Source organism: Aquincola tertiaricarbonis (genome assembly GCF_000969605.1).
GTDB lineage: Bacteria > Pseudomonadota > Gammaproteobacteria > Burkholderiales > Burkholderiaceae_C > Aquincola > Aquincola tertiaricarbonis.
Genome location: NZ_JZUE01000018.1, coordinates 17,252 through 39,840, shown reverse-complemented (window position 1 = coordinate 39,840; position 22,589 = coordinate 17,252). Strand labels below are relative to the sequence as shown.

The window sequence follows — 22,589 nt, the reverse complement described above, 5'->3', positions numbered from 1 at the left end:
GCGCGGGTTGTCCCATGCGGCGGCGGCGCCGGGCAAGATGCTGAAGATGTCCTGAACTGCGGATTCAGCACGATTCAGGAGGGCCGCCGCCATCAACAGCGGGATGGACGCCCGGCAGGGGCATGGTGTACTGCGGGCGACAGCATTTCCTGCGATCCACGGGCCGCTGCCCTGACACCGTTCCAGCAGTACTGATGGGCCTTCCAGCCGCCAACGCCAGCCGCCGGCGCCAGCCGGACTACCTCTTCTCCCGCCTGCTGCTGATCGTGGCCGCCGCCGCCATTCCGCTGGTGGCCCTGCAGGCGGTGAGCATCCTCGACGCCCGCCGGCAGGCCGAGCGCCGCGCCGCCACCGTGCTGCGCGAGCAGGTGCACGACGTGGCGGAGCACATGCGCAACCACCTGCTCACCGCGGAGCACCTGCTGAGCTTCCTGGCCACGCGGCGCAGCATCCGCACGCTGCAGCCGGAGGCCTGCGAGGACCTGGTGCAGGGTGCCACCGGCCAGGGCGTGGCCTACACCAACATCGGCTTCTTCCGCGCCGACGGCACCCATGTGTGCTCGGCCGAGCCGCATGTGCCGCGCCGCTCCTTCGCCGACCTGGCCTGGTTCAGCGCCGGCCTGGCGGCCGACCACTTCCTGCTGAGCGAGCCGCGCCGCGGGCCGGTCAGCGGCCGCATGGTGATGTACCTCACGCTGCCGGTGCGCGACGAACAGGGCCGCAAGACCGGACTGGTGGTGGCGGTGATCGACATGCAGGCGGTGAACGCGTCGCTGCAGGGCGACCTGCGCGGCGCCGGCGGCATCGTGGCGGTGGTGAAGGACCGCCGCATCATGCTCACGCGCCTGCCCGACCCCGAGCGCTGGATGGGCGCGGCGCTGCCCACCGCGCTGCTGGGCGCCACCAAGGTGGCCGACGCCCGCATGATGATCGCCACCGGGCTGGACGGCCAGCGCCGCGCCTATGCCGCCGCGCCCATCGGCAAGCACGGGCTGGACGCGCTGGCCGGCATGCCGGTGGCCGACGTGTACGCGCCGGTGAATGCCGAGCTGCTGCGCGCGGTGGCGCTGGCGCTGGTGGTCATCGGCCTGGGCCTGGCGGCGGCCTGGCTGGCGGCTCGCCGGCTCACCGCCGCGCTGCACAGCATCGCCGACACCGCGCGCCGGCTGCATGCCGGCCACACCGACGTGCGCGCCGATGCCGGCCTGCCCGGACAGTTCGGCGAGGTGGCGGTGGAGTTCAACCGGCTGATCGAGCGCAACGACCAGCGCGCCGCGCAGCTGCAGCAGTCGGAGCGGCATGCGGTGCAGCTGCGCCGCTTCCACGAGACGCTGTCGGCCACCGGCCAGGCGATCGCGCGGCAGATGCCGCCGCAGGCGCTGTACGAAGAGGTGTGCCGCGCCTGCATCGCCACCGGCCTGGCCGAGCAGGCCTGGGTCTCCCGGCCCGAGGCGGGCGGACTGCGGGTGGTGGCCCACAGCCGCGCCGGCAGCGCGCCGCGGCGCTCGGACGAGGCGGTGCTCTGGGGCAACCGCGACCTGGCGCTGGCCGAGCAGGCGCTGGCCAGCGGCCGGCCCGCCATCGACGCGCCGGCCGACGAGGCGCCGATGGCCGCCGTGCCCATCGAGGTGGAGCAGGAGCGGCTGGCCGTGCTCACGCTGTGCGCCGCGCCGGGCGTGGCCTTCGACGACGAGCTGGTGGGCCTGCTGGACGAGCTGGCGCGCGAGCTGTCCTTCGGCCTCACGCTGGACCGCCACAAGGCGGCGCACCAGGCGCTGGCCGCCGCCGAGGCCGCCAACCGCGCGAAGACGCAGTTCCTCTCCCACGTCAGCCATGAGCTGCGCACGCCGCTCAATGCGGTGCTCGGCTTCGCCCAGCTGCAGCATGCGCGGGCCCAGGCGCGGCAGGACGCCGAGGCGCAGCAGCAGCTGGGCCATGTGATGGCCGCGGCGCGGCAGCTCAAGGTGCTGATCGACGACCTGATGGACGTCACCCGCATCGAGGCCGGCGAGCTGACGGTGGAGATGACCGACGTGGACATGGCCGCCCAGCTGGCCAGCGTGGTGCAGCTCAACCAGCCGCTGGCCCGCCGCCACCAGGTGACGCTGCAGCTGGAGCCCGCCGCCGGCCTGCCGCTGACAATGCGGACCGACCCGGTGCGGCTGCGCCAGGTGCTGATGAACCTGGTGTCCAACGCCATCAAGTACAACCGCCCGGGCGGCCATGTGCGGCTGCAGGCCCGCTGCGACGGCCGCCGCATGGAGCTGCGCGTGGCGGACGACGGCTTCGGCATGTCGCAGGCGCAGCTCGACGGCCTGTACCAGGCCTTCAACCGGCTGGGGCGCGAGCGCTCGGCCATCGAAGGCACCGGCATCGGCCTGTTCATCACCCGCCGGCTGGTGGAGCTGCTGGGCGGCGAGCTGTCCTTCGACAGCCGCGAGGGCCTGGGCACCACGGTGACCGTCTCGCTGCCCTGGCAGCCGCCGCGGGGGGAGGCGGTGCCCAGCGCCTTCGCGCCGCTGGATGCACCCGAGGGCGCCGACGCGCTGACCGGCACCGTGCTCTACATCGAGGACAACCCGGTCAACGCCCTGCTGGTGGAAACCTACTTCCAGCAGCATTCCCAGGTGCAGGTGGTGGTGTGCGCAAGCGGCCAGGAAGGCCTGCGCCGGGCCGCCGAGCTGCAGCCCGACCTGGTGCTGCTGGACATGCAGCTGCCCGACATGCATGGCCTGGAGGTGCTGCGGCGGCTGGGTGCCGACCCGCGCACCGCGCAACTGCCGGTCATCGCGCTGTCGGCCAGCGCCATGCCGCAGGAGGTGGAGGCCGCCACCCGCGCCGGTGCGCAGGCCTACTGGACCAAGCCGATCGACTTCGCCAAGCTGCGCGCGGGCGTGGCGGCGGTGCTGGGCCGCTGAGCGCCGGGCGGCCGGCGCTACACGCCGACGGCGCGGTTGCGGCCCTGGTGCTTGGCCGCGTAGAGCGCCCGGTCCACCAGCGCGATGGCCTGTTCATGCCGCACCGGCCGGCCATGCGGCGGCAGCGGGAAGCTGCCGTGGCCGATGGAGGCGCTCAGCTGCAGCGGCTGGCCGCCGGCCACCACCGGCTTGCCGGCCACCGCGGCCAGCAGCTGCTGCGCCAGCCGCTGCACCGCGGCCGCATCGGCGCCCGGGCGCACCAGCAGGAATTCCTCGCCACCCCAGCGCACCACCAGGTCGGCGGGCCCGGCCGCGGCCTGCAGCCGGCGCGCCACCTCCACCAGCACCTCGTCGCCGGCCGCATGGCCCTGCACGTCGTTGATGCGCTTGAAGTGGTCGATGTCCACCAGCAGCAGCCCGCCGTGGAAGCTGCCGTCGGGCGCGGCCAGCCGCGCCATCGCGGCCTGGAAATGCCGGCGGTTGGACAGCTGCGTGAGCGGGTCGCGCTCGCTCTGCGCCTGCAGCCGCACCTGGCTGGCGGCCAGCTCCCGGTGCGTGCTGCGCACCCGCCGGTACAGCAGCAGCGCGGCCGCGGTGGCGGCCAGCATCACCGCGGCCAGCAGCCAGCCGATGCGCTGCTGCAGCGCCCGGTTGGCCAGCGCCTCGGTCTTCAGCGCGTTGTCGCGGGCCAGCAGGTCGATGTCGCGCTGGCGGGCCTCGGCGTCGTTGCGGGCCTGCAGCTCCTTCAGCGCGGCGCTGCGGTTGATGCGCATCAGCTCGGCGCTCAGCGCCCGCTCGCGGTGGAAGAGGTCGATGGCCGCGCGTGCGTCGCCGGCGGCGGCCAGGGCCTCGCCGAACTCGCGCAGCGTCTCGGCCTGGCGGCCGGTGTCGCCGCCGGCCTCCCACAGCGCGATCAGCCGGGCCAGGTCTTCCTTGCCTTCGGCCAGCCGGCCGAGGCCGATCTTGGCCAGCCCTGCGTTGTTCACCGCCGCCCGCTCGGCGCGCAGGTCGTGGCGCTGGCGGATGATGAGCAGGGCCTTCTCGGCCGCGGCCAGCGCATCGGCCGGGCGCTGGGCATGGACGTAGGCATCGCTCAGGTTGGTGAGCATGCGGGCTTCCAGCCGCGGCGCGTCGGCGCGGGCGGCCATCAGCTGGGCCTGCTGGTGGTGGTGCAGCGCATGCCGCTGGTCGCCGCGGATGCCGGCCAGCCGCGCCTCGATGTCGCTCAGGCGGGCCAGCTCGCCCATGTCGTCCAGCGGCAGCACCAGGCGCCGGGCGCGGGCGATCAGGCGGCGGGCCTCCTCGCCGTCGCCGGCCTCCTCGGCCAGCACCGCCAGTGCGCCCAGGCTGGTGGCCTGGCGGCGGGCGTCGCCGCCGGCCTCGGCCAGCGCCAGCGCGGCGCGGGCATGGGCGGCCTGCGTGGCGGCCACGCCCTGGCCCACCGCGCGCCGCTGCACGATCTGGCGGGCGCTCCAGGCGGCGCGGTAGTCGCAGTGCAGCGGCCGCTCGGTGTGGGGCGGGCAGTCGGCCTCGAACACCTGCAGCGCCGCCTGTGCCAGCGCCGCCGCCATCGCCGACTGGCCGCCGTTTTCCGCCACCTGCGCCCGCACGAGGTTGGAGCCGGCCAGCGCGCGGCCGGCCTGCTCCCGCGGGGCCGGCTGCTGCGCCAGCTCCAGCAGCAGCTCGGCCGTGGCTTCGGCGTCGCGGCTGCGGCCGGCCTGGGCCTGGATGCTGCCCAGCGCCTGCAGCACCAGCCGCAGCGCCTCGGGCGTGGAGGCCTGCCGGCGCAGCTGCTGCAGCCCGGCCAGCGCGGCGTCGGGATGCTCATAGCCGCTGCGCTGCAGCTGGTCCACCTGGGCTTCGAAGGCGGCGGGCGTGGCGGCGGCAGGCGCCGCCCCCAGTGCGGCCAGCACCAGCGCCAGCAGCCGACGCCGCAGGGCCACGGTCAAGCGCCTGACGGGTGCACCCTCCCGCTGCGCGGGATCCCACCGGGCGGCGGCGCTCACGCCGCCTGCTCCACCGATGGCTCGCCGCCGTCGCCGCGCAGCAGCGTCAGCGCCACGCGGCCGTCGTCGGCCGCGGCTTCCAGCGCGCCGGTGATCGCCTCCAGCGAGGCGTCGTTCGCCGCCTGCCGCAGCCGCACGCCGTAGGCGCGGTTGCGGCCGCGGGTCTTGGCCAGGTACATGGCGGTGTCCACCAGGTTGACTGCCCGTTCCCAGGGCACCGCCAGCGCGCCGGGACCGATGGGGAAGGTGGCGAAGCCGATGGAGGCGGTGACGGCGATGGTCTGGCGCTCCACCTGCACCGGCGTGGCCTGCAGCGCGCCCAGCATGCGGCGCGCCAGCGCGTCGATGCGCTCGGGCGACAGCGCCTGCACCACCACCAGGAATTCCTCGCCGCCCCAGCGCACGATCAGGTCGTCCTCGCGCAGCGTGGCGCGCAGGCGCTGCGCCACCTCCACCAGCGCGGCGTCGCCGGCGGCATGGCCGTGGCGGTCGTTGATGCGCTTGAAGTGGTCGACGTCGATCAGGTAGAGCGTGCCGCTGAGGGTGCCGTCGGCCGCGCGCTGCTGCATCGCGGCCTGGAAGCCGCGGCGGTTGGCCAGGCCGGTGAGCGGGTCGCGCTCGCCATACTGGCGCAGCACCTGGTTGCTGCGGGCCAGCAGCCGGTTGGCCTGCCGCACCCGCCGCTGCAGCGCCACCAGCACGCCGAAGGAAGCCACCAGCGCCGCCGCCAGCAGCCACCACAGCCGCTGCTGCAGGTCGCGCCGGTGCAGCTGCTCGGCCTTGATGTCCTGCTCCCGCTGCAGCAGCGCCAGCGAGCGGCTGCGCTGCTCGGCGTCGTACTGCTCCTGCATCGCCAGGATGGCCTTCTGCTGGTCGACCCGCAGCACGCCCGCGGCCAGCTTGCGGTGGCGGTGGTAGGCGGCCACCGCGCCGCGCAGGTCGCCGGCCTTTTCCAGGTAGGTGCCCAGCTCCAGGTAGGTGGAGGCGGCGCCACCCCAGGCGCCGCGCTGCTCGTCGATGGCGATGGCCTGCGCCACGAAGCGCTTGCCCGGGGCCAGCTGCTGCATCGCGATGTGGGCGAAGCCGATGTTGGCCAGCGACACCAGCTCGGTGTCCGGGTCGCGCAGCTCGCGTGCCAGCGGCAGCGCGCGCTGGGCATGGCCGAGGGCGGTCCTGTAGTCGCCCTTCTTCAGGTAGAAGTCGGCGCTGTTGGCCAGGTAGCGGGCCTCGTCGCGCTTGGCGCCGGCGCGCCGCGCATGGCTGATGGCCAGCTCGAAGCTGCGGCGGTCGCCCTCGCGGTCGCCCAGGCCGTCGAGCACGATGCCGGCGGTGTTGTGGGCCCGGCCCAGGGCCACCGCATCGCCGGCGGCGGTGGCCACGGCCAAGGCCTCGTCGCTGAGGGTGCGGGCCCGTTCCAGCTGGCTGGCGCCGAAGTAGCTGTAGGCCAGCGCGCTGCGGGCCTCGGCCCGGCGCCAGGGCGTGCCGATGCGGTCGGCCAGCGCCAGCGCCTCGTGGTTCAGCCGCACCGCGGCTTCCAGCTGGCCGGCGCGGTCCTTGATGAAGCCGTGCGCGGCCACGAAACGGTAGCGCTCGAGGTCGGGCACGCCGGCCGGCAGCGCCTGCAACGCCTGCTGCAGCAGCTGGTCGGCGCGCTGCAGGTCGTGGCCGCCGTGGGCGGCCAGGCTGGCGCGGATGAGCAGCGCGGCCGCCGCGGCGCGGGCAGCGCGCGCGGGGCCGGCGGATTCGGGCCAGGCGTCGAGCTGGACGGCGCTGCGCTCGGCGGCGTCGCCCTGCGCGGCTTCGGCCCACATCAGGCCCTGCACCGTCAGCAGCGCCAGCCGCAGGTCGCTGAAGGCGGGGCTGGCGTCCAGCAAGGCCTGCAGCTGCTGCGATGCCGGCGCCGGCTGGGCGCGGCCCAGGGTCTCCAGCGCCAGCAGGCGGTCCGGCAGCTCGGCGCCAGGCGCGGCCTGCACGGCAGGGCCGGGCGCCGGCGCGACAGGCTGGGCCGGCAGCGCGCCGGGCAGCAGCAGCGCCGCGGCAAGGACGGCGCCGGCACGGCGCGGCGAACGGTGCTTCACGGCTGCTGCGCGTGGTCGCGGGGGGTGGACGCCGCGGCCGGCAGGGGGGCGGGCCGGTGCTGCTTCAGCCCTTCGATGACCTGGGCGGCGGCCACCTCGGGCGAGGCGTCGCCCTCGGCCTCGTCGCGGTGCTCGTCGGCGATGGCCTGGATGGTGTCCTCGATCTCGAAGAAGGCGTCCAGCACCACCGGGTCGAAGGTCTTGCCGCGCAGCTCGCGCATCATCTGCGTGGCCCGCGCATGGCTGAACGGCTCCTTGTAGCAGCGGCGGCTGATCAACGCGTCGTAGATGTCGGCCACCGCCATGATGCGGCCGGCCAGCGGGATGTCCTGCCCCGCCAGGCCCAGCGGGTAGCCGCTGCCGTCCCACTTCTCGTGGTGGGTGGCGGCGATGTCGCCGGCGATGGTGAGGAAGTTGTCGCCCTCGATGCGCTGCGCGGTGCTGAAGATGATCTTGCGGCCGAACTCGGCATGCTGCTTCATCTGCTCCATCTCCTCGGGCGTGAGGCGGCCGGGCTTGAGCAGGATGTGGTCGGGCACGCCCACCTTGCCGATGTCGTGCAGCGGCGCCGAGATGAACAGCAGCTCGATGTACTCGTCGGTCAGCAGTGCGGTGTGGTGGCCGGTGGCCCGCAGATGCAGCGCCACGGCCCGCACGTAGTGCTGGGTGCGCTTGATGTGGGCGCCGGTCTCGGGGTCGCGGGTCTCGGCCACCGAGGCCATCGATTCGATGGTGACCTGGCGTGCGTTCTCCAGCTGCCGCCGCCAGGCCAGCGCACGCCTGCGCTCCAGCGCATAGCGGGTGATGAAGAACACCATGAAGAGCAGGCCCGCCGACAGGCAGGGCGCGGCCATCGGCAGCAGCAGCCCGCTGCGCAGGTACAGCGCCACCGCCAGCCCCAGCGCCGCCGCCGGCACCACCGCACTGGCGGCCACCAGGGTGGGGATGCGGATGGCGAGCACGAAGATGGCGGTCATCAGCAGCCCGGTGGCCAGGCAGGCCGCCAGCGCCACCGCCGCGCCCCACGGCGGCGTGTGCAAGAAGCGGCCCTGCAGCAGGTTCTCGGCCATGAGCGCATGGATGCGCAGGCCGGGGAAGGCCGGGTGCATCGCGGTGGTGTGCACGTCCTTCAGCCCCACGGCGGAGGTGCCGACGAACACCACCTTGCCGCGCAGCGCCTCCGCCGGCACCTGGCCGGCCAGCAGCGCCACCGCCGACACCGCGGGATAGCTGGCCGGCCCGCCGTCGAAGCGCAGCGTGGCATAGCCGGCCGCATCCATCGGCAGCTGCCGCGTGCCCACCTGCAGCGCCAGGCCGTCGGGCGTGGCCAGCACCTGCACCGCGCGCAGGCCCTGGGCCCGCATCACCGCGGCCAGCGACAGGCTCACCTGCGGCCGGCCGCCATGGCCGATGAGCAGCGGCAGCCGGCGCAGCACGCCGTCGTCGTCCAGCTTCTGGTTCACGAAGCCGCTGCTGCGGGTGCGCCGCGCGACCGGTGCGGTGTTCTCCAGCACGCCGGTGGCTTCCTGCAGCGCCAGCAGGTCGGTGCGGCCACCCACCTGCAGCGGCTGGACATCGGCCGGCTGCGCGCCGGGCGTGGCATGGTCGAAGTAGAAGTAGCGGGCACCCACCACGCCGGCCCGCGCCATCTGCTGGCCCAGGTAGCCGTCGTTGTCCAGCAGGCCGGGCGGCACGCCGCCGATGGCCACGTCGATGCCGAAGTCCTGCTTGAAGGTCTGCTGCAGCGTCAGCAGCGAGCTGCGGTCCGGCTCGGGGAACAGGATGTCCATGGCGATGGCCGCGGGCGCCGCCTGGTGGATGCGCTCGATCAGCGAGGCCACCCGGTAGCGCGGCCAGGGCCACTGGCCCACCGCGGCCAGGCTCACGTCGTCGATGTCCACCACCACCACCTGCTGCGCGGTGGCACCCGAGGCGGTGCGGCGCATCAGCTCGTCCTGCAGCCCGTGTTCCAGCCGCGCCAGCCAGGCCGGCTGCAGCAGCCCGGCCAGCCCGATGGCCAGCGGCAGCAGCAGGCCGATGACCAGCATCAGCGCCGCATGCCGCGGCGACACCTTGTGGCCCAGCGCCGGGCCGGTGCGGTGCGTGGCGGGCATGGCCGTCAGAGCACCATGACTTCGGCGCGGCGGTTGCGCGGCTCGGGCACGCCGGGCGCGGCCGGCACCAGCGGTTCGGCATCGCCGAAGGACTGCACCTCGATGCGGTCCAGCGATGCATCGCTCTTGCGCAGCCAGTCGGCCACGGCGCGGGCACGCTCGGCCGACAGCCGCAGGTTGCGTTCCTTGCTGCCGGTGCTGTCGGCATGGCCGAAGACGCTGATCTCGGTGGGCTTGCGCTCGCGCACCGCGGCCAGCAGCGCCGGCAGCTGGGCCTTGGCGGCCTCGGTGAGCACCGTCTTGTCCAGCACGAAGGTGAGCACGAAGGTCACCGGCCGCGGCGGCTGGGCCTTCAGCAGGTCGCCATGGGCGGCGGTGACGGCGGCTTCCTGCTGCGGCTGCGCCGCGCCGGGGGCGGAGGCCGAGCCCACCGCGGTGGCCGCGGCATAGGCCTGGTCGATGCGCTGGGTGCCGGCGGCATTGCTCAGCAGCACCGCGCCCACGCGGCCGTCCTCGTCGGGCATCAGGGTGACGGTGGTGCGCGGCTGCGGCGGCGCAGGCGGCGTGGCGCAGCCGGCCAGCAGCAGCACGGCCGCGGCCAGGGCGGCGGCGGCCTTCATTGCGCTTCCACGATGAAGCGGGTGCCGCGCACGCCGACGGTGGCGGTGGGCGTGCCCACCTTCACCGCCTCGGGCGCCAGCTTGCCGATCTTGCCGCTGGTGTAGATGGCCTTGCCGCGGGCCAGGTAGACGTCGAAGTCGTAGCGCGCATCCTTGGGCTCGAAGGCGTAGTCGCGCAGCTCCAGCTCGCTGGCCGGGCCCAGGGTGACGGCGGTGCCGTCCTTGAACATGATGCCGGCCGAGGCGCCGGGGCCCGACACCAGGCGGTCGGCCACCTGCAGCGTCATGCCGGGCGTGGCGGCCACGTTGCCGGCCGGGCGCAGCACCGTCACCTCGCCGGTGACGTTCTTGAAAAGCGCGACATGCGCCTCGTTGGCCACGCCGGTGCCGCCGGCCAGCATGAGCAGGGCGGCCAGGGCGGCCAAATTCTTGCGGTACATCCGAACCTTTACTGCTGGCGGCCGGGGTCGGCCGGGTCGTGGACGCCCCGCCGCACCGGGTCGTGACCGGCACGGGAGTGCATGGATTCGCCCATATCGGCCACCACGCCCGCGGCATTGAGCTGCGTTTTGTAACGAATTCGCTCAAGGTGGGGATCCGGCACGGCCTGCAAGGCGTGCAGGCATCACGGTCAACTTCGCGGGTGCCGCGTCGATATAGGTCGGTCGTCGTCCACTTGCCACCTTGAAGGTCATGGGTCTTGTTGCAGTCCGGCGCTGGTCCATCCAGCGCAAGCTCATGGCCAGCATGCTGCTGTGCCTGTTGTGCTTCATCGTCATCTCGATGGCCACCGGCATGTGGCTCACCCGCGGCGCCTTCGAGGACCGCGTGGTGCAGCAGGAGCTGCCGGCGGTGCTTGGCCGCGTGCGCGCCGACATCCAGCGCCAGATCAGCGAACCGCTGACCGCCTCGCTCGACATGGCGGACAACCATTTCCTGCTGCAGTGGGAACGGGCCGGCCAGCCCGAGGACGGCCTGGCGGCCTTCCAGGCCTATGCGGGGCGGCTGAAGGCCAAGCACAAGGCCTCGGCGGTGTACTGGGTGTCGCAGGCCAATGGCCGCTACCTCTCGGAAGCCGGCCTGCAGCGGGTGCTGGGCGCCGACGAGGCCTGGTTCGGCCGCTTCCTCACCAGTGGCCGGCCCTACACGCTGGACCTGGACCGCGACAAGTCCAGCAACGAGTACATGCTGTTCATCAATGCCCGCTTCGATGCGGGCCCGGGCCATGCCGGGCTGGCCGGCCTGGGCCTGTCGGTCAACACCATGGCCGACAGGATCCGCGGCTACCGCATCGGCGAGACCGGCTCGGTGATGCTGGTGCGGCCCAACGGCACCATCGTCGTCCACCGCGACGCCACCCTGGCCGACGGTCGCCATGCCCTGGCCGACCTGCCCGGCTTCCATGCCGGCGCGGTGGCCACGCTGCTGCAGGACGGCGAGGAGTTCCGCCACACGGTGCAGCCGGCCGAGGGCGGCGACCGGGTGCTGGCCGCCAGCTTCGTGCCCGAGCTCAACCTCTACGTGGTGGCCACGGTGCCGCGGGCGGAGCTGCTGGCCGCGGCCACCCGTGCCGCCTGGACCGGCCCGCTGATCGCCGGCGGCGTGGGCGGCGTGCTGGCGCTGCTGCTGATCGTGTGGGTGTCGCGTGCCATCGCCGCGCCGGTGCGCCGCGCCGCCGCGCTGCTGGCCGACATCGCCGAGGGCGACGGCGACCTGAGCCGCCGCATGGCGGTGGAGACCGAGGACGAGATCGGCCAGCTGGCGCGCGCCTTCAACCGCTTCGTCGGGTCGCTGCAGGCCATGGTGCAGCAGGTGCGCATGGCCTCCGATGCCATCGCCACCGCCAGTGCCGAGGTGGCCACCGGCCACCTCGACCTGAGCAGCCGCACCGAGCAGGCCAGCAGCTCGCTGCAGCAGACGGCCGCGGCCATGTGCCAGATCACCGAGCAGGTGCGCAGCCATGCCGACAGCACCCGCGAGGCGGATGCGCTGGCCCGCTCGGCCCAGGCGGCGTCCGGCCGCGGCGGCCAGGCCATCGCGCAGGTGGAGCGCTCGATGGAAGGCGTTGATGCCTCGTCTCGCCGCATCGGCGACATCATCGGCGTGATCGACGGGATCGCCTTCCAGACCAACCTGCTGGCGCTGAACGCGGCGGTGGAAGCGGCCCGCGCGGGCGAGCAGGGCCGCGGCTTCGCGGTGGTGGCCGGCGAGGTGCGGGCCCTGGCCCAGCGCAGCGCGCAGGCCGCGAAGGAAGTGCGCGGCCTGGTGGCCGAGTCGATGGCGCAGGCGCAGGACGGCACGCAGCAGGTGCGCACCGCCGCCGAGTCCACCCGCGAGCTGCTGGCCCTGGTGGGCCGCGTGGCCGGCGTGATCGAAGGCATCAGCGGCAGCACCCGGCAGCAGAGCCAGGGCATCGAGGAGGTGAACGGCGCGGTCGCGCAGCTGGACGTGATGACGCAGCAGAACGCCGCGCTGGTGGAGCAGGGCTCGGCCGCAGCGGAGAGCCTGCGCGAGCAGGCGACGCGGCTGGCCGGCGCGGTGGGCCGCTTCAAGCTGCAGTGATGCAGCAGCAGCCCGGCGCGCTTCAGCCGGCCGGCGGGCCGATGGAGTCGCCGGGCTCGAACACCGGCTGCAGCAGCCGCCGCGGCTCGGCCAGCGTGCCGCCCTGCACCAGGGTGAGCAGCATCTCGGCCAGCGTCTCCCCCGCGCCGTAGGCGGTGGGCTGGCCGATGGCGGCGATGCGCCGGCCCACCAGCAGGGTGTCGTCGGGCACGCCGTCGTACACGATGGCCGAGACCTCGCGGCCGATGGCGATGCCGCCGTCCAGCAGGCAGCGCACCGCGCCCACGCCGCACAGGTTGTTGTCGGCGATCAGCGCCGTGGGCCGCGGATGCACCGCCAGCAGTGCCTGCGCCGCCGCATAGCCGGTGCGGCGCGACAGGCCGCCGGCCACCACCTGCGCCGGGTCGACCGGCACGCCGGCCATCTGCATCGCCCGCTGGAAGCCGGAGTAGCGCTGCAGCGCGAAGCTCAGCTCCAGCGGCGCATGCAGGTAGCCGATGCGGGTGTGGCCCGCGGCCAGCAGCTGCTGCACCGCCAGCACCATGCCGGCCTCGTTGTCGAAGTCGAACCAGGCGAAGCCGTCGCTGCGGGCGGTGCGGCCATAGGCCACGAAGGGCATGCCGGCCTGCAGCAGGTAGTCGATGCGCGGGTCCTGCACGCGGGTGCGGGCCACGATCACGCCGTCCACCCGGCCGCCGCTGACCAGCCGCTCGTAGGTGCGCAGCTCGGAGTGCTCGCGGGCGGAGGCCAGCAGCAGGTCCATCTGCGCGGCTTCCAGCCGGTCGGACAGGCCTTCGATCACCTCCAGGAAGCGCGGGTCGCCCAGGTCGCCCGCGTCCAGCGGATACACCAGCCCCACCGCATCGGCCTGGCCACGGGCCAGCCGGCGTGCGGTGCGGTTGGGCTGGTAACCCAGTTCACGCGCCATGCGCTCGACCCGTTCCCGGGTCTTGGCACTGACATCGTCGTAGCCGTTCAGCGCGCGGCTGACGGTGGTGGCTGACAAGCCCAGCCGGGCCGACAACTGCTTCAGATCGATCGGCACGGGGGTGGCGGCTCCGTCGAGTGGGGGTGTCAGGATTGTCGCAAACCCCCCGCGGGCGCTGCCTCAGGCGGCCTTGCCGTTCTCGTCGAACAGGTAGCAGCTGCCGGGCTCCGGGCGCAGCACCACCTGCTGGCCAGCGGCCAGGCTGCTGCCGTTCTCGGCCAGCTTGACCGTGGCCACCGACTCGGTGCCGGCCACGCGGGCATGCACCACCTGCACGTCGCCCAGGCGCTCCACCAGCACCACCTCGGCGGCGATGCCGGCGCCCTGGCTGGCCACGCCCAGCGATTCGGGGCGCACGCCCACGGTCATGCGGCGCGACTTGCCCTGGTAGCGGGCGGCGTCGTTGCGGCCGAAGCTGAAGCCGGCCCGGTCGCTCAGCTTGACCTGCAGTTCCACGCCGTCGGCCGAGTGCACGTCGCAGGGCAGCAGGTTCATCTTCGGCGAGCCGAGGAAGGCCGCCACGAAGGTGTTGGCCGGCTGCTGGTACAGCTCCATCGGCGGGCCCACCTGCTCGATGTGGCCGCCGTTGAACACCGCGATGCGGTCGCCCAGCGTCATGGCCTCGGTCTGGTCGTGGGTGACGTAGATCATCGTGGTGCCCAGCTCCTTGTGCAGCTTGGCCAGCTCCACCCGCATTTGCACCCGCAGGCCGGCGTCCAGGTTGGACAGCGGCTCGTCGAACAGGAACACGCCGGGCTTGCGCACGATGGCGCGGCCGATGGCCACGCGCTGGCGCTGGCCGCCCGACAGGGCCTTGGGCCGGCGGTCCAGCAGGTGGGTGATCTGCAGCACCTCGGCGGCGCGGCCCACCGCGGCATTCACTTCCTCGCGGGTGGCGCCGTTGATCTTCAGGCCGAAGCCCATGTTCTCGCCCACCGTCATGTGCGGGTAGAGCGCATAGCTCTGGAACACCATCGCCACCTTGCGCTCGACCGGCGGCAGGTCGTTCGCCAGGCGGTCGCCGATGCGCAGCTCGCCGGCGGTGATGTCCTCCAGGCCCGCGATCATGCGCATCATCGTGCTCTTGCCGCAGCCCGAGGGACCGACGAACACCATGAATTCGCCGTCGGCGATCTCCAGGTCGATGCCCTTGATGATGTGCACGCCACCGGCGTAGGTCTTGTGGATTTTCTTGAGAGAGACGCTGGCCATGTTGTCGCCTTGTTAGCCCTTGACGCCGCTGGAGATCGCGCTGCGCACGAACCAGCGTTGGAAGATCAGGAAGACCAGCAGCGTCGGCAGGGTGGCCATGGCGGCGAATGCCATGACGTCGCCCCACTGGCGCGGGAACTGGCCGAAGAAGGTCTGCATCGCGAGCGGCAGCGTCGCGTAGGTCTCGCCGCGCACGACCATGATGGGCCACAGCAGGTCGCCCCAGCGGGCGAGGAACTGCAGCACCGCCACGGTGGCGATGACCGGCTTGGACAGCGGCAGCACGATGCTCCAGTAGATGCGCAGGCGGCCCGCGCCGTCCATCAGCGCGGCCTCCTCCAGGTCCTTGGGCAGCGCGATGAAGAACTGGTAGAAGAGGTACACCGAGAAGGCGTTGGCGATGAACGGGATGATCTGCACCCGGTAGCTGTCGAGCCAGCCCACCTCGCCGGTGAACCACGGCAGCTGGTTGGCCAGCAGCAGCAGCGGCACCGCGATGGCCTCGAACGGGATGATGATCAGCGCCACCACGATGGACAGCAGCACCTCGCGCCCGAAGAAGCGGAAGCGCGCCAGCGCATAGGCCAGCATGCTGTTGACCAGGATGCCGAGCACCACCGTCACGCTGACGGTGAACAGCGAGTTGAAGAAGGCCCGCACGAACGACGAGCCGTTGAACACCTCGATGAAGTTGCCCAGCGACAGCTCGCCCTGCGGCAGGAAGGCGGCCAGGCTGTTCATGTCGCGCAGCAGCTGCGCCTCGTCGGTCTTGAAGGCCGACACGAACATGAACAGCAGCGGGAAGATGAAGAACGCGCACAGCACGGCATGCAGCGCGTACTGCGCCAGCTTGGCCACGAGGTTCTGGCGCGATTGCGAAGGAGCCATGGTGCTCATGCGCCTGCCCTTTCTTCCTTGACGAGTGCGCGCTGCAGCAGCGACAGCGCCAGCACGATGACGAAGAACACCACGGCGAGGGCCGAGGCGTAGCCGATCTTTCCGTTCTTGAAGCCCTCGGTCACCATCAGCATCACCACGGTGCGGAAGGAATCGACGGGCGCGGCGGTGCCGCTGCTGGCGATGATCTGCACCTGCGTGAACAGCTGGAAGGCGTAGATCGTGGTCGTCACCACCACGAAGATGGTGGTGTTCTTCAGCAGCGGCAGCGTGATGTAGAGGAACTGCTTGAACGGCGTGGCGCCGTCGAGCTTGGCGGCCTCGTACAGGTCCTCGGGGATGGACTGCAGGCCGGCGAGGAACACCAGCATCTGGAAGCCCACGCCCTGCCAGATGGACAGCGCGATGACCGCGTACATCACCAGCTCGGGGTCGCGCAGCCAGTCGTACGGGCCCAGCGCGCCGAAGCTGATGGCCGAGACGAAGCGGTTGATGACGCCGCCGTCCGGGTTGTACATCAGCGACCACACCACGGCCACCACGGCCATGGTGGTGGCCACCGGCATGAAGTACACGGTGCGGAAGATGCGCGAGCCCTTCAGCGGCTTGTTCACCATCACCGCCAGCAGCAGCGCGAAGGCCGACTGCAGCGGCGCGACGATGGCCACGAACATGAAGTTGTTGCCCAGGGCGGCCCAGAAGGAATCGTCCTCGAACAGCCGCACGTAGTTGCGCAGGCCGACGAAGTCGGTGCCCAGCTCCTCGTTGGTCACCAGCCGCTGGTCGGTGAACGACAGCACGAAGGCCATCAGGAAGGGCAGCCCCAGGAACAGGAACAGCATCAGGACACCCGGCCCCGCGAACAGCCAGGCGCCGGGTGTGGCCGGACTCGGCTTGGGTTGAGGTATCTGGATCGCGGTGCTCATGGTGTCTGTGTCTCCTCGCTCAGCGGTTCGAGTAGCCCTTGTTGTCCTCGATCGTCTGGTCGATCTTCCTGGCGGCCTTGTCGAGCTCCTTCTGCACGTCGGCACCGCCGAAGATGTTGTTCATCGCCTCGGCGAAGGCGCTGGAGATGGCCGGGTAGGCCGGCGTCTCCGGGCGCACGATGGCCACGCCCTTGTTCAGCTGGTCCACGTACAGCCGCAGCGCGCCGCCGGCCGCGTAGTTCTTGCTGGCGGCCTGGGCCTCGGTGGTGCCGGGCACGGCGCCGTTGCCATCGGTCACGCGCAGGATCTCGTTCTTGCTCATCAGGTGTGCCAGCACCTTGGCCGCGGCATCGGGGGCCTTGCAGTCGGCCGAGATGCCGAAGTTCCACGAGCCGGCGCCGGTGGCGGCCTTGGCGCCCAGCTTGGGCATGGGCAGCAGGATCAGGTCGTCGCCCAGCGCCTTCTTGTAGTCGGCGTAGACCCAGTGGCCCACCCAGGACAGGGCCGACTTGCCGGCCGCGAAGTCGCCGTCGTTCTTGGCCGCGGGGTTGACGTAGCCGGCCTTGATCCAGCCCTGCACCGTCTGCATCGCCTTGACCGAGGCCGGACCGTTGAGCACGCCCTTGGCGGTCTTGTAGGTCTTGCGGTCGATCAGGTCGCCGCCGAAGCTCTGCAGGATGGGCGAGAAGCCGTACGACACCCATTCACCGATGCCGTAGTTGAACTTCATGTCCAGCGGGAAGGGCACGCCGGCGGCCTTGAGCTTCTTCAGCGCGTCCTCGAACTCGGCCAGCGTCCAGGCGTCGTCCACGCCCTTGGGGATGCGGATGCCGGCGGCGGTCAGGGTCTTCTTGTTGGCCCAGATGGCCAGGCCGGAGTCGAACTGGCCGACGCTGTAGAGCTTGCCGTTGTAGGTGCCCTGGCGCACCAGGGTGGGCAGCATCTGCGCCTTCAGGTCCTTGACGCCGGGGAAGTTGTCCAGCGGGACGATCTTCTTCGTCCAGGCGTAGTTGTAGACGTTGGGGCCGTCGAAATCGAGCACGCAGGGCAGCTTCTTGGCCAGCGCGGCGGCGTTCACCTGGTCGCTGTAGCTGCCTTCGGGCAAGGCCACCAGGTCGACCTTGATGTCCTTCTGCGCATCGTTGAAGGCCTTGACCGAGGCCACGTAGGCATCGCGCTCGGGGCCCGGGCCGGCATGCACCCACATGCTGACCGAGGTCTGCGCGTGGGCGGCGCCGGCGGCCGCGGCGGCGGCGAGGAAGGCGATGTGGATGCTGCGGGCGAGGGGGCTGCGACGCGGGATGTTCATGGTGTCTCCAGGCCTGGTTCGGAAGGAAAAGTAGAGGCGGTGATGCGCCGGGGGCCCTGAGAGGCCCCCGGCGCGGTCAGTGAGGGCGGTGCGGGGTCAGAACCAGGTCTCGACCTGGACGCCGTAGCCGACGCCGCTGCGCTTGTCGGCGAAGGCGTCGACGGCGGTACCGCAGTCACGGCCGGTGCAGGCCACCGAGCCGGCGGCGGCGGCCGCGTCGTTCCACTTGGCGTAGGTGGCGTAGAAGCGGATGGCCGGGCGGGCCCAGATGCTCTTGCCCATCGAGAACTGCGTGCCCAGCGTCACCTTGGCCAGCTTGCGGGTGTCCTCGCCGGTCACCTTCACCTGCTGGTAGCCCACTTCGGACATCAGGCTCCACACGTTGTTGATGTGGTACTGCGGGCGGGCGCCGATCCAGAAGTCCTTGGTCTTGTCGCCGCCGTCCGGGCTGGCGTGGCGGTAGCCGGCCGTCACCGTGGCGGTGTAGGGCGTGTTCTTGGGCTCGATCACCCAGTGGTTGAACAGCAGCCACTCCGTGCGCTCGGCCGGCGATGCGGCGAAGCCGAAGCCCTTGAGCGCCGCGGCGTTCTTGGCGTACTGGAAGCCGGTGTCATGGAAACCGCCCAGGCCCAGGAAGTCCTTCTGGCGATGGCTGACGGTGAAGCCGAAGCCGTTCTTGCCCTTGTTGCTGACGGTCTTGGTCTCGCGGACCAGCACGTTCACGGCGGGCGTGTTCGGGTTGTTGTCGATGTCGATCAGCTGGAAGCTGTCGTTGGTGTACGTCGAGCTGCCGCTGCGGTTGCCGTTGACGATGAGGTTCACACCCGCCATCAGCTGGCCGCCCGGGTTGGTGTCGATCTCCTCGAAGCGCAGGTCATGGGAGGTGGCCGTGCGCGAGCCGCCGTCGATGATCTGCGGGTTGTAGGCGGTGTTGGTCTTGTCGATGCCGTAGCCGTCGAAGTCGCCGGCGCGCAGGTAGGCGTATGAGAACTTGCCCAGGCTCGTCTTGATGCCGTCGATGCCGAAGCCGGCCGCCGCCGCCGGCTCCCAGTAGGTGTAGTCCAGCATGTGGATGTCGGGGTTCTTGTAGAACCGCTTGCCCGCCCACAGCGTGGCGCCCTTCAGCGGCGCCCAGCCGGTGGAGGCGCCGATGTCCACCGCCTCGACGAAGGCTTCCCGGAAGGCGGGGGTGGTCTGCTCCCAGTTGGCCAGCTGCTGGGTGCCGTAGGCGGTGGTGAACTTGGTCTTGAAGGTGGTGCCATCCACCTCGCCCAGCTTGGCGCCGAAGGACAGCGCGGCATAGGTGTCGCACTCGTTGCCCAGGCGGAACCAGACGATGGAGCCCGGCATGCGGAAGCAGACTTCCTTGCCGTCCTCGCTGCTGGAACCGGCGCCGCTGCGCAGGTAGCCGGTGAAGTCGACGGGGGCGGCCGAGGCCGGGACGCCGATGCCCGCGGCGGCTGCGGCGGCGAGGGCGAAAATCACTTGTCTCATTTGTGGTGGCTCTGTCATTGACATGCCGCTGCGGGCATGGAACGCGGGTAGGGTTGGACTTTGCTAACCTGCCAAAGCGGTTTGGACTTTAGTCAAACCGCTTTGGCGCCGCTTCCGCGTTTACCCGAACCGTGCAATCCGGCACACAGTGTAAAGTTCCAAAGCGCTTCGGACCTCTTGCGCTCTGCCACCAAATGATTCTTATGACACTGCGCCCGCCGCGGTGTCCATCCCGATGCTCACACTCCAGAACCAGTCCCAGCTGGCGCTCACGCACGTGCGCAGCGCGCTGGCACGGCGCCTCGGCCAGCTGCCGCGCGGCCGCGCCTGGGAGGCCTTCGCGGCCCGCCTCGATCACCACTTTCCGCGCCTGTTCGCCGAGCTGGCCGGCCTCTACGGCCAGCGGCCGGACTTCGTGCCCTTCCTGGAGGAGCTGGTGCTCACCGCCTGGCAGGGCTGGCAGGCCCGGCCGGCCGAGCTGCGTGCGCAGGATGCACAGCGCGAGGCCGATGCCGACTGGTTCCAGCGGCAGACGATGCTGGGCGGCGTGTGCTACGTGGACCTGTTCTGCGGCAACCTGCAGGGCGTCATCGACCAGATCCCGTACTTCCAGGAACTGGGGCTGACCTACCTGCACCTGATGCCACCCTTCAAGTGCCCGCCCGAGCACAACGACGGCGGTTATGCGGTCAGCAGCTACCGCGACGTGAACCCGGCGCTGGGCACCATCGACGACCTGCGCGAGCTGGCCGTGGCGCTGCGCAAGGCGGGCATCAGCCTGGTGCTGGACTTCATCTTCAACCACACCGCCGACGACCATGAATGGGCGCAAGGCGCGGTGCGGGGCGATCCGGCGCGCAAGGACTTCTACTACCTGTTCGACGACCGCAGCCAGCCCGATGCGTACGAGAAGACCGTGCGCGAGATCTTCCCGGACGAGCATCCCGGCGCCTTCAGCCAGCTGCCTGACGGCCGCTGGGTGTGGACCACCTTCCACAGCTACCAGTGGGACCTGAACTACGGCAACCCGGCCGTGTTCACCGCCATGGCCGGCGAGATGCTGGCCATCGCCAACCTCGGCGCCGACATCCTGCGCATGGATGCGGTGGCCTTCATCTGGAAGCGCCTGGGCACGGCCTGCGAGAACCTGCCCGAGGCCCATGCGCTGATCCGCGCCTTCAATGCGCTGTGCCGCATCGCCGCGCCGGGGCTGCTGTTCAAGAGCGAGGCCATCGTGCATCCCGACGACGTGATGAAGTACATCTCGCCGCAGGAGTGCCAGCTCTCGTACAACCCGCTGCAGATGGCCCTGCTGTGGAACACGCTGGCCACGCGCGAGGTGAACCTGCTGCAGCAGGCGCTGGAGGAGCGCCACACGCTGCCCGCCGGCACCGCCTGGGTGAACTACGTGCGCAGCCATGACGACATCGGCTGGACCTTCGCCGACGAGGACGCCATCCGCTTCGGCATCCACGGCTTCGACCACCGGCAGTTCCTCAACCGGTTCTACGTCAACCGCTTCCCGGGCAGCTTCGCGCGCGGCGTGCCCTTCCAGGACAACCCCGCCACCGGCGAATGCCGCATCAGCGGCACCTGTGCCTCACTGGCGGGCGTGGAGCAGGGCGACCTGCATGCGGTGCAGCGCGTGCTGCTGCTGCACAGCGTGGTGCTGAGCACCGGCGGCATTCCGCTGATCTACCTGGGCGACGAGGTGGGCACGCCCAACGACCACCGCTACCTCGAAGACCCGGCCAAGGCCGGCGACAGCCGCTGGGTGCACCGGCCCGAGCGGGTGGATGCGCTGTATGCCCAGCGCGAGGACACCGGCACTGTGGCTGGCCGCATCCACCAGGGCCTGCTGCGCATGGTGCGGGTGCGGGCCGCGCACGCGGCCTTCGCCGGCAATGCGCTCACCGGCTTCGGCACCGGCAACGGCAGCGTGCTGGGCTACCAGCGCGGCCTGCCGGCGCAGCCGGTGCTGTGCCTGGCCAACTTCAGCGAGCATCCCCAGCACTGCCCGGCCATCGTGTTCTCGGCCCTGCCCGAGGCCGCCACCGACCTGCTGCAGGGCCAGCGCCATCCGCTGCGCGGCGGCATCACGCTCAAGCCGTACGAGGTGCTGTGGCTGGACCTGGCGGGCGCGGCCGCCGCCGGCTGAGCCCGGCCAGGGCCAGCACGCCGAACGCCATCAGCGCCCAGGTGCCCGGCTCGGGCACCGCGGCGGCGATGAGCACCACCCGGCCGTCCAGGCCCATCGCATAGAGGTTGCCCAGGCCGTCCTCGCCGAAGGAGGTGAGCTGGTTGGGGCCGAAGGGCCGGCCCAGTTCGTCGGTGCGGTCGATCACCTCCGTCACCACGCCGCCGGATTCACGCAGCGTGAAGATGCGGCCGGAGACGAAGTCGCCGTAGAAGTAGGCGCCGTCCAGGCCCTGCTCGAAGCTGCCGCGGTACACGTAGCCGCCGATGATCGAGCCGTCGCCATTGGCGCGGCCATAGTCGAACAGCGGGCCTACCGCGCCGGCGGGCGGCGCGTCGGGCACGCCGGGGTTGTCGCCGCTGCCCTCCAGCGCGCGCCAGCCGTAGTTGCGGCCGCCGGGGGTGCCGGCGCGCTCCAGGTTGATCTCCTCCCGCGTCGACTGGCCCACGTCGGCGATCCAGAAGTCGCCGTTGGCCCGGTCGAAGCTGTTGCGGTAGGGATTGCGCAGGCCGGAGGCCCAGATCTCGTCATTGCCCGGCGTGCTGCCGGCATAGGGGTTGTCGGCCGGCACGGTGTAGCTGCCGTCGGCCTGCGGCGTGATGCGCAGGATCTTGCCCAGGTTGTCGTTGAGGTTCTGCGCCCGGTTCTCGGGATCGTTGCCGCTGCCGCCGTCGCCGGTGGCGATGTAGAGGTTGTTGGCATCCCCGGGGCGAAAGCCGATCCAGCCCGCCTTGTGGTTGGTGCGGTCGGCCGGCTGGGCGATGGAGATCAGCGTCTTGCCGGAGCCGGGATCGGCCGCCGGCGCGGTGGCGGAGGGCGCGGTGTACATCGCCACCACCGTGGCCTTGGTGCTGCGGTCGATGTAGTCCACGTAGAAGCGGCCGTTGCTGGCGAAGCCGGGGTCGAAGGCCAGGCCCAGCAGCCCGCCTTCGCCGGCCGCGTCCACCTGGCTGCGCAGGTCGAGGAAGGTGCTGGTGCCACCGCCGGACAGCGTCTTGATAAGGCCCGCCTTCTCCACCACGAACAGGCGCGTGTCGCCGGTGGGTGCGGTGAGGAACACCGGTGCCTCCAGCCCGCTGGCCACCGGCGTCGCGGTCAGGGCCCAGGCGGGCAGGGCGGCCAGCACCAGTCCGGCAGCACCGGCGGCCACACGGGCAAGACAGAGCACCGACGACTTCATGGCGCCTCCCGCAAGGTTGTGGGGCGCATGCTGCACCGCCTGCGGCAACGCCGGCATCGGGTTCACCCGCGTGAAGGCCGGCAGAGGC

At 71.6% G+C, this 22,589-nt stretch carries 15 protein-coding genes; 3 read left to right on the top strand and 12 right to left on the bottom strand.

Annotation, left to right across the window (positions count from 1 at the left end):
- Window positions 1-194: 194 nt before the first annotated feature.
- Entirely contained in the window at window positions 195-2,918 is a 2,724-nt protein-coding gene (locus VO99_RS29045; RefSeq protein ID WP_052736460.1) for a hybrid sensor histidine kinase/response regulator, read from the top strand.
- A gap of 17 nt (window positions 2,919-2,935) precedes the next feature.
- Here VO99_RS29045 and VO99_RS29040 read toward each other — a convergent pair whose 3' ends face one another.
- The 5 genes from VO99_RS29040 to VO99_RS19175 are packed head-to-tail and all read right to left on the bottom strand — an operon-like array spanning window position 2,936 to window position 10,176.
- On the bottom strand, window positions 2,936-4,861 hold the full coding sequence (locus VO99_RS29040; protein ID WP_157039650.1) for a GGDEF domain-containing protein: 1,926 nt from the start codon (window positions 4,859-4,861) through the stop codon (window positions 2,936-2,938).
- A 59-nt stretch (window positions 4,862-4,920) separates the two neighbouring features.
- Window positions 4,921-7,002, bottom strand: coding sequence for a diguanylate cyclase domain-containing protein (locus tag VO99_RS29035; RefSeq protein ID WP_052736458.1), 2,082 nt, complete (start codon window positions 7,000-7,002; stop codon window positions 4,921-4,923).
- The gene (locus VO99_RS31400; protein ID WP_232315422.1) at window positions 6,999-9,116 is read right to left on the bottom strand and encodes a CHASE2 domain-containing protein; all 2,118 of its coding nucleotides are present in this window, start codon (window positions 9,114-9,116) and stop codon (window positions 6,999-7,001) included. The genes VO99_RS29035 and VO99_RS31400 overlap by 4 nt, the downstream gene beginning before the upstream one ends.
- Before the next feature lie 5 nt (window positions 9,117-9,121).
- A complete protein-coding gene (locus VO99_RS19180; protein WP_052736457.1) occupies window positions 9,122-9,736 on the bottom strand; it encodes an OmpA family protein in 615 nt (204 codons plus the stop codon).
- Window positions 9,733-10,176, bottom strand: coding sequence for a FecR family protein (locus tag VO99_RS19175; protein ID WP_083440747.1), 444 nt, complete (start codon window positions 10,174-10,176; stop codon window positions 9,733-9,735). Before VO99_RS19175 ends, VO99_RS19180 begins: the two co-directional genes overlap by 4 nt.
- A 298-nt stretch (window positions 10,177-10,474) precedes the next feature.
- On the opposite strand from VO99_RS19175, the gene VO99_RS19170 reads away from it, so the two are divergent.
- Window positions 10,475-12,298: a methyl-accepting chemotaxis protein gene (locus VO99_RS19170; protein ID WP_052736456.1), complete on the top strand. Its 1,824-nt coding sequence runs from the start codon at window positions 10,475-10,477 to the stop codon at window positions 12,296-12,298.
- A 22-nt stretch (window positions 12,299-12,320) separates the two neighbouring features.
- Here the strand turns inward: VO99_RS19170 and VO99_RS19165 are convergent, their stop codons facing one another.
- The 6 genes from VO99_RS19165 to VO99_RS19140 form a co-directional block, all read right to left on the bottom strand.
- Window positions 12,321-13,343, bottom strand: coding sequence for a LacI family DNA-binding transcriptional regulator (locus VO99_RS19165; RefSeq protein WP_046114527.1), 1,023 nt, complete (start codon window positions 13,341-13,343; stop codon window positions 12,321-12,323).
- Window positions 13,344-13,406: 63 nt separating this feature from the next.
- On the bottom strand, window positions 13,407-14,498 hold the full coding sequence (locus VO99_RS19160) for an ABC transporter ATP-binding protein (protein WP_046114526.1): 1,092 nt from the start codon (window positions 14,496-14,498) through the stop codon (window positions 13,407-13,409).
- 12 nt (window positions 14,499-14,510) lie between these two features.
- On the bottom strand, window positions 14,511-15,395 hold the full coding sequence (locus tag VO99_RS19155) for a carbohydrate ABC transporter permease (protein WP_046114525.1): 885 nt from the start codon (window positions 15,393-15,395) through the stop codon (window positions 14,511-14,513).
- Window positions 15,392-16,321 carry a carbohydrate ABC transporter permease gene (locus VO99_RS19150; protein ID WP_046114524.1) on the bottom strand — a complete coding sequence of 310 codons (930 nt, stop codon included), beginning with the start codon at window positions 16,319-16,321 and terminating at the stop codon, window positions 15,392-15,394. Before VO99_RS19150 ends, VO99_RS19155 begins: the two co-directional genes overlap by 4 nt.
- Before the next feature lie 19 nt (window positions 16,322-16,340).
- On the bottom strand, window positions 16,341-17,630 hold the full coding sequence (locus VO99_RS19145) for an ABC transporter substrate-binding protein (RefSeq protein WP_046114523.1): 1,290 nt from the start codon (window positions 17,628-17,630) through the stop codon (window positions 16,341-16,343).
- Between the two features lie 96 nt (window positions 17,631-17,726).
- Window positions 17,727-19,124, bottom strand: coding sequence for a maltoporin (locus VO99_RS19140; protein ID WP_232315421.1), 1,398 nt, complete (start codon window positions 19,122-19,124; stop codon window positions 17,727-17,729).
- A 235-nt stretch (window positions 19,125-19,359) separates the two neighbouring features.
- Between VO99_RS19140 and VO99_RS19135 the strand changes: the two genes are divergently transcribed.
- The gene (locus VO99_RS19135; RefSeq protein ID WP_046114521.1) at window positions 19,360-21,282 is read left to right on the top strand and encodes an amylosucrase; all 1,923 of its coding nucleotides are present in this window, start codon (window positions 19,360-19,362) and stop codon (window positions 21,280-21,282) included.
- On the opposite strand, the gene VO99_RS19130 is transcribed toward VO99_RS19135, so the two are convergent.
- Window positions 21,227-22,501 (bottom strand): PQQ-dependent sugar dehydrogenase, encoded by a 1,275-nt coding sequence (locus tag VO99_RS19130; protein WP_198156992.1) that lies wholly within the window; start codon window positions 22,499-22,501, stop codon window positions 21,227-21,229. The two genes, VO99_RS19135 and VO99_RS19130, sit on opposite strands and share 56 nt — an antisense overlap.
- Window positions 22,502-22,589 lie beyond the last annotated feature (88 nt).

Coding starts and splice junctions, on each gene's coding strand:
- VO99_RS29045 (WP_052736460.1), top strand. CDS start 195: ATGGGCCTTCCAGCCGCCAACGCCAGCCGCCGGCGCCAGCCGGACTAC.
- VO99_RS31400 (WP_232315422.1), bottom strand. CDS start 9,116: ATGCCCGCCACGCACCGCACCGGCCCGGCGCTGGGCCACAAGGTGTCG.
- VO99_RS19180 (WP_052736457.1), bottom strand. CDS start 9,736: ATGAAGGCCGCCGCCGCCCTGGCCGCGGCCGTGCTGCTGCTGGCCGGC.
- VO99_RS19175 (WP_083440747.1), bottom strand. CDS start 10,176: ATGTACCGCAAGAATTTGGCCGCCCTGGCCGCCCTGCTCATGCTGGCC.
- VO99_RS19170 (WP_052736456.1), top strand. CDS start 10,475: ATGGCCAGCATGCTGCTGTGCCTGTTGTGCTTCATCGTCATCTCGATG.
- VO99_RS19160 (WP_046114526.1), bottom strand. CDS start 14,498: ATGGCCAGCGTCTCTCTCAAGAAAATCCACAAGACCTACGCCGGTGGC.
- VO99_RS19155 (WP_046114525.1), bottom strand. CDS start 15,395: ATGAGCACCATGGCTCCTTCGCAATCGCGCCAGAACCTCGTGGCCAAG.
- VO99_RS19150 (WP_046114524.1), bottom strand. CDS start 16,321: ATGAGCACCGCGATCCAGATACCTCAACCCAAGCCGAGTCCGGCCACA.
- VO99_RS19145 (WP_046114523.1), bottom strand. CDS start 17,630: ATGAACATCCCGCGTCGCAGCCCCCTCGCCCGCAGCATCCACATCGCC.
- VO99_RS19140 (WP_232315421.1), bottom strand. CDS start 19,124: ATGAGACAAGTGATTTTCGCCCTCGCCGCCGCAGCCGCCGCGGGCATC.
- VO99_RS19135 (WP_046114521.1), top strand. CDS start 19,360: ATGCTCACACTCCAGAACCAGTCCCAGCTGGCGCTCACGCACGTGCGC.
- VO99_RS19130 (WP_198156992.1), bottom strand. CDS start 22,501: ATGAAGTCGTCGGTGCTCTGTCTTGCCCGTGTGGCCGCCGGTGCTGCC.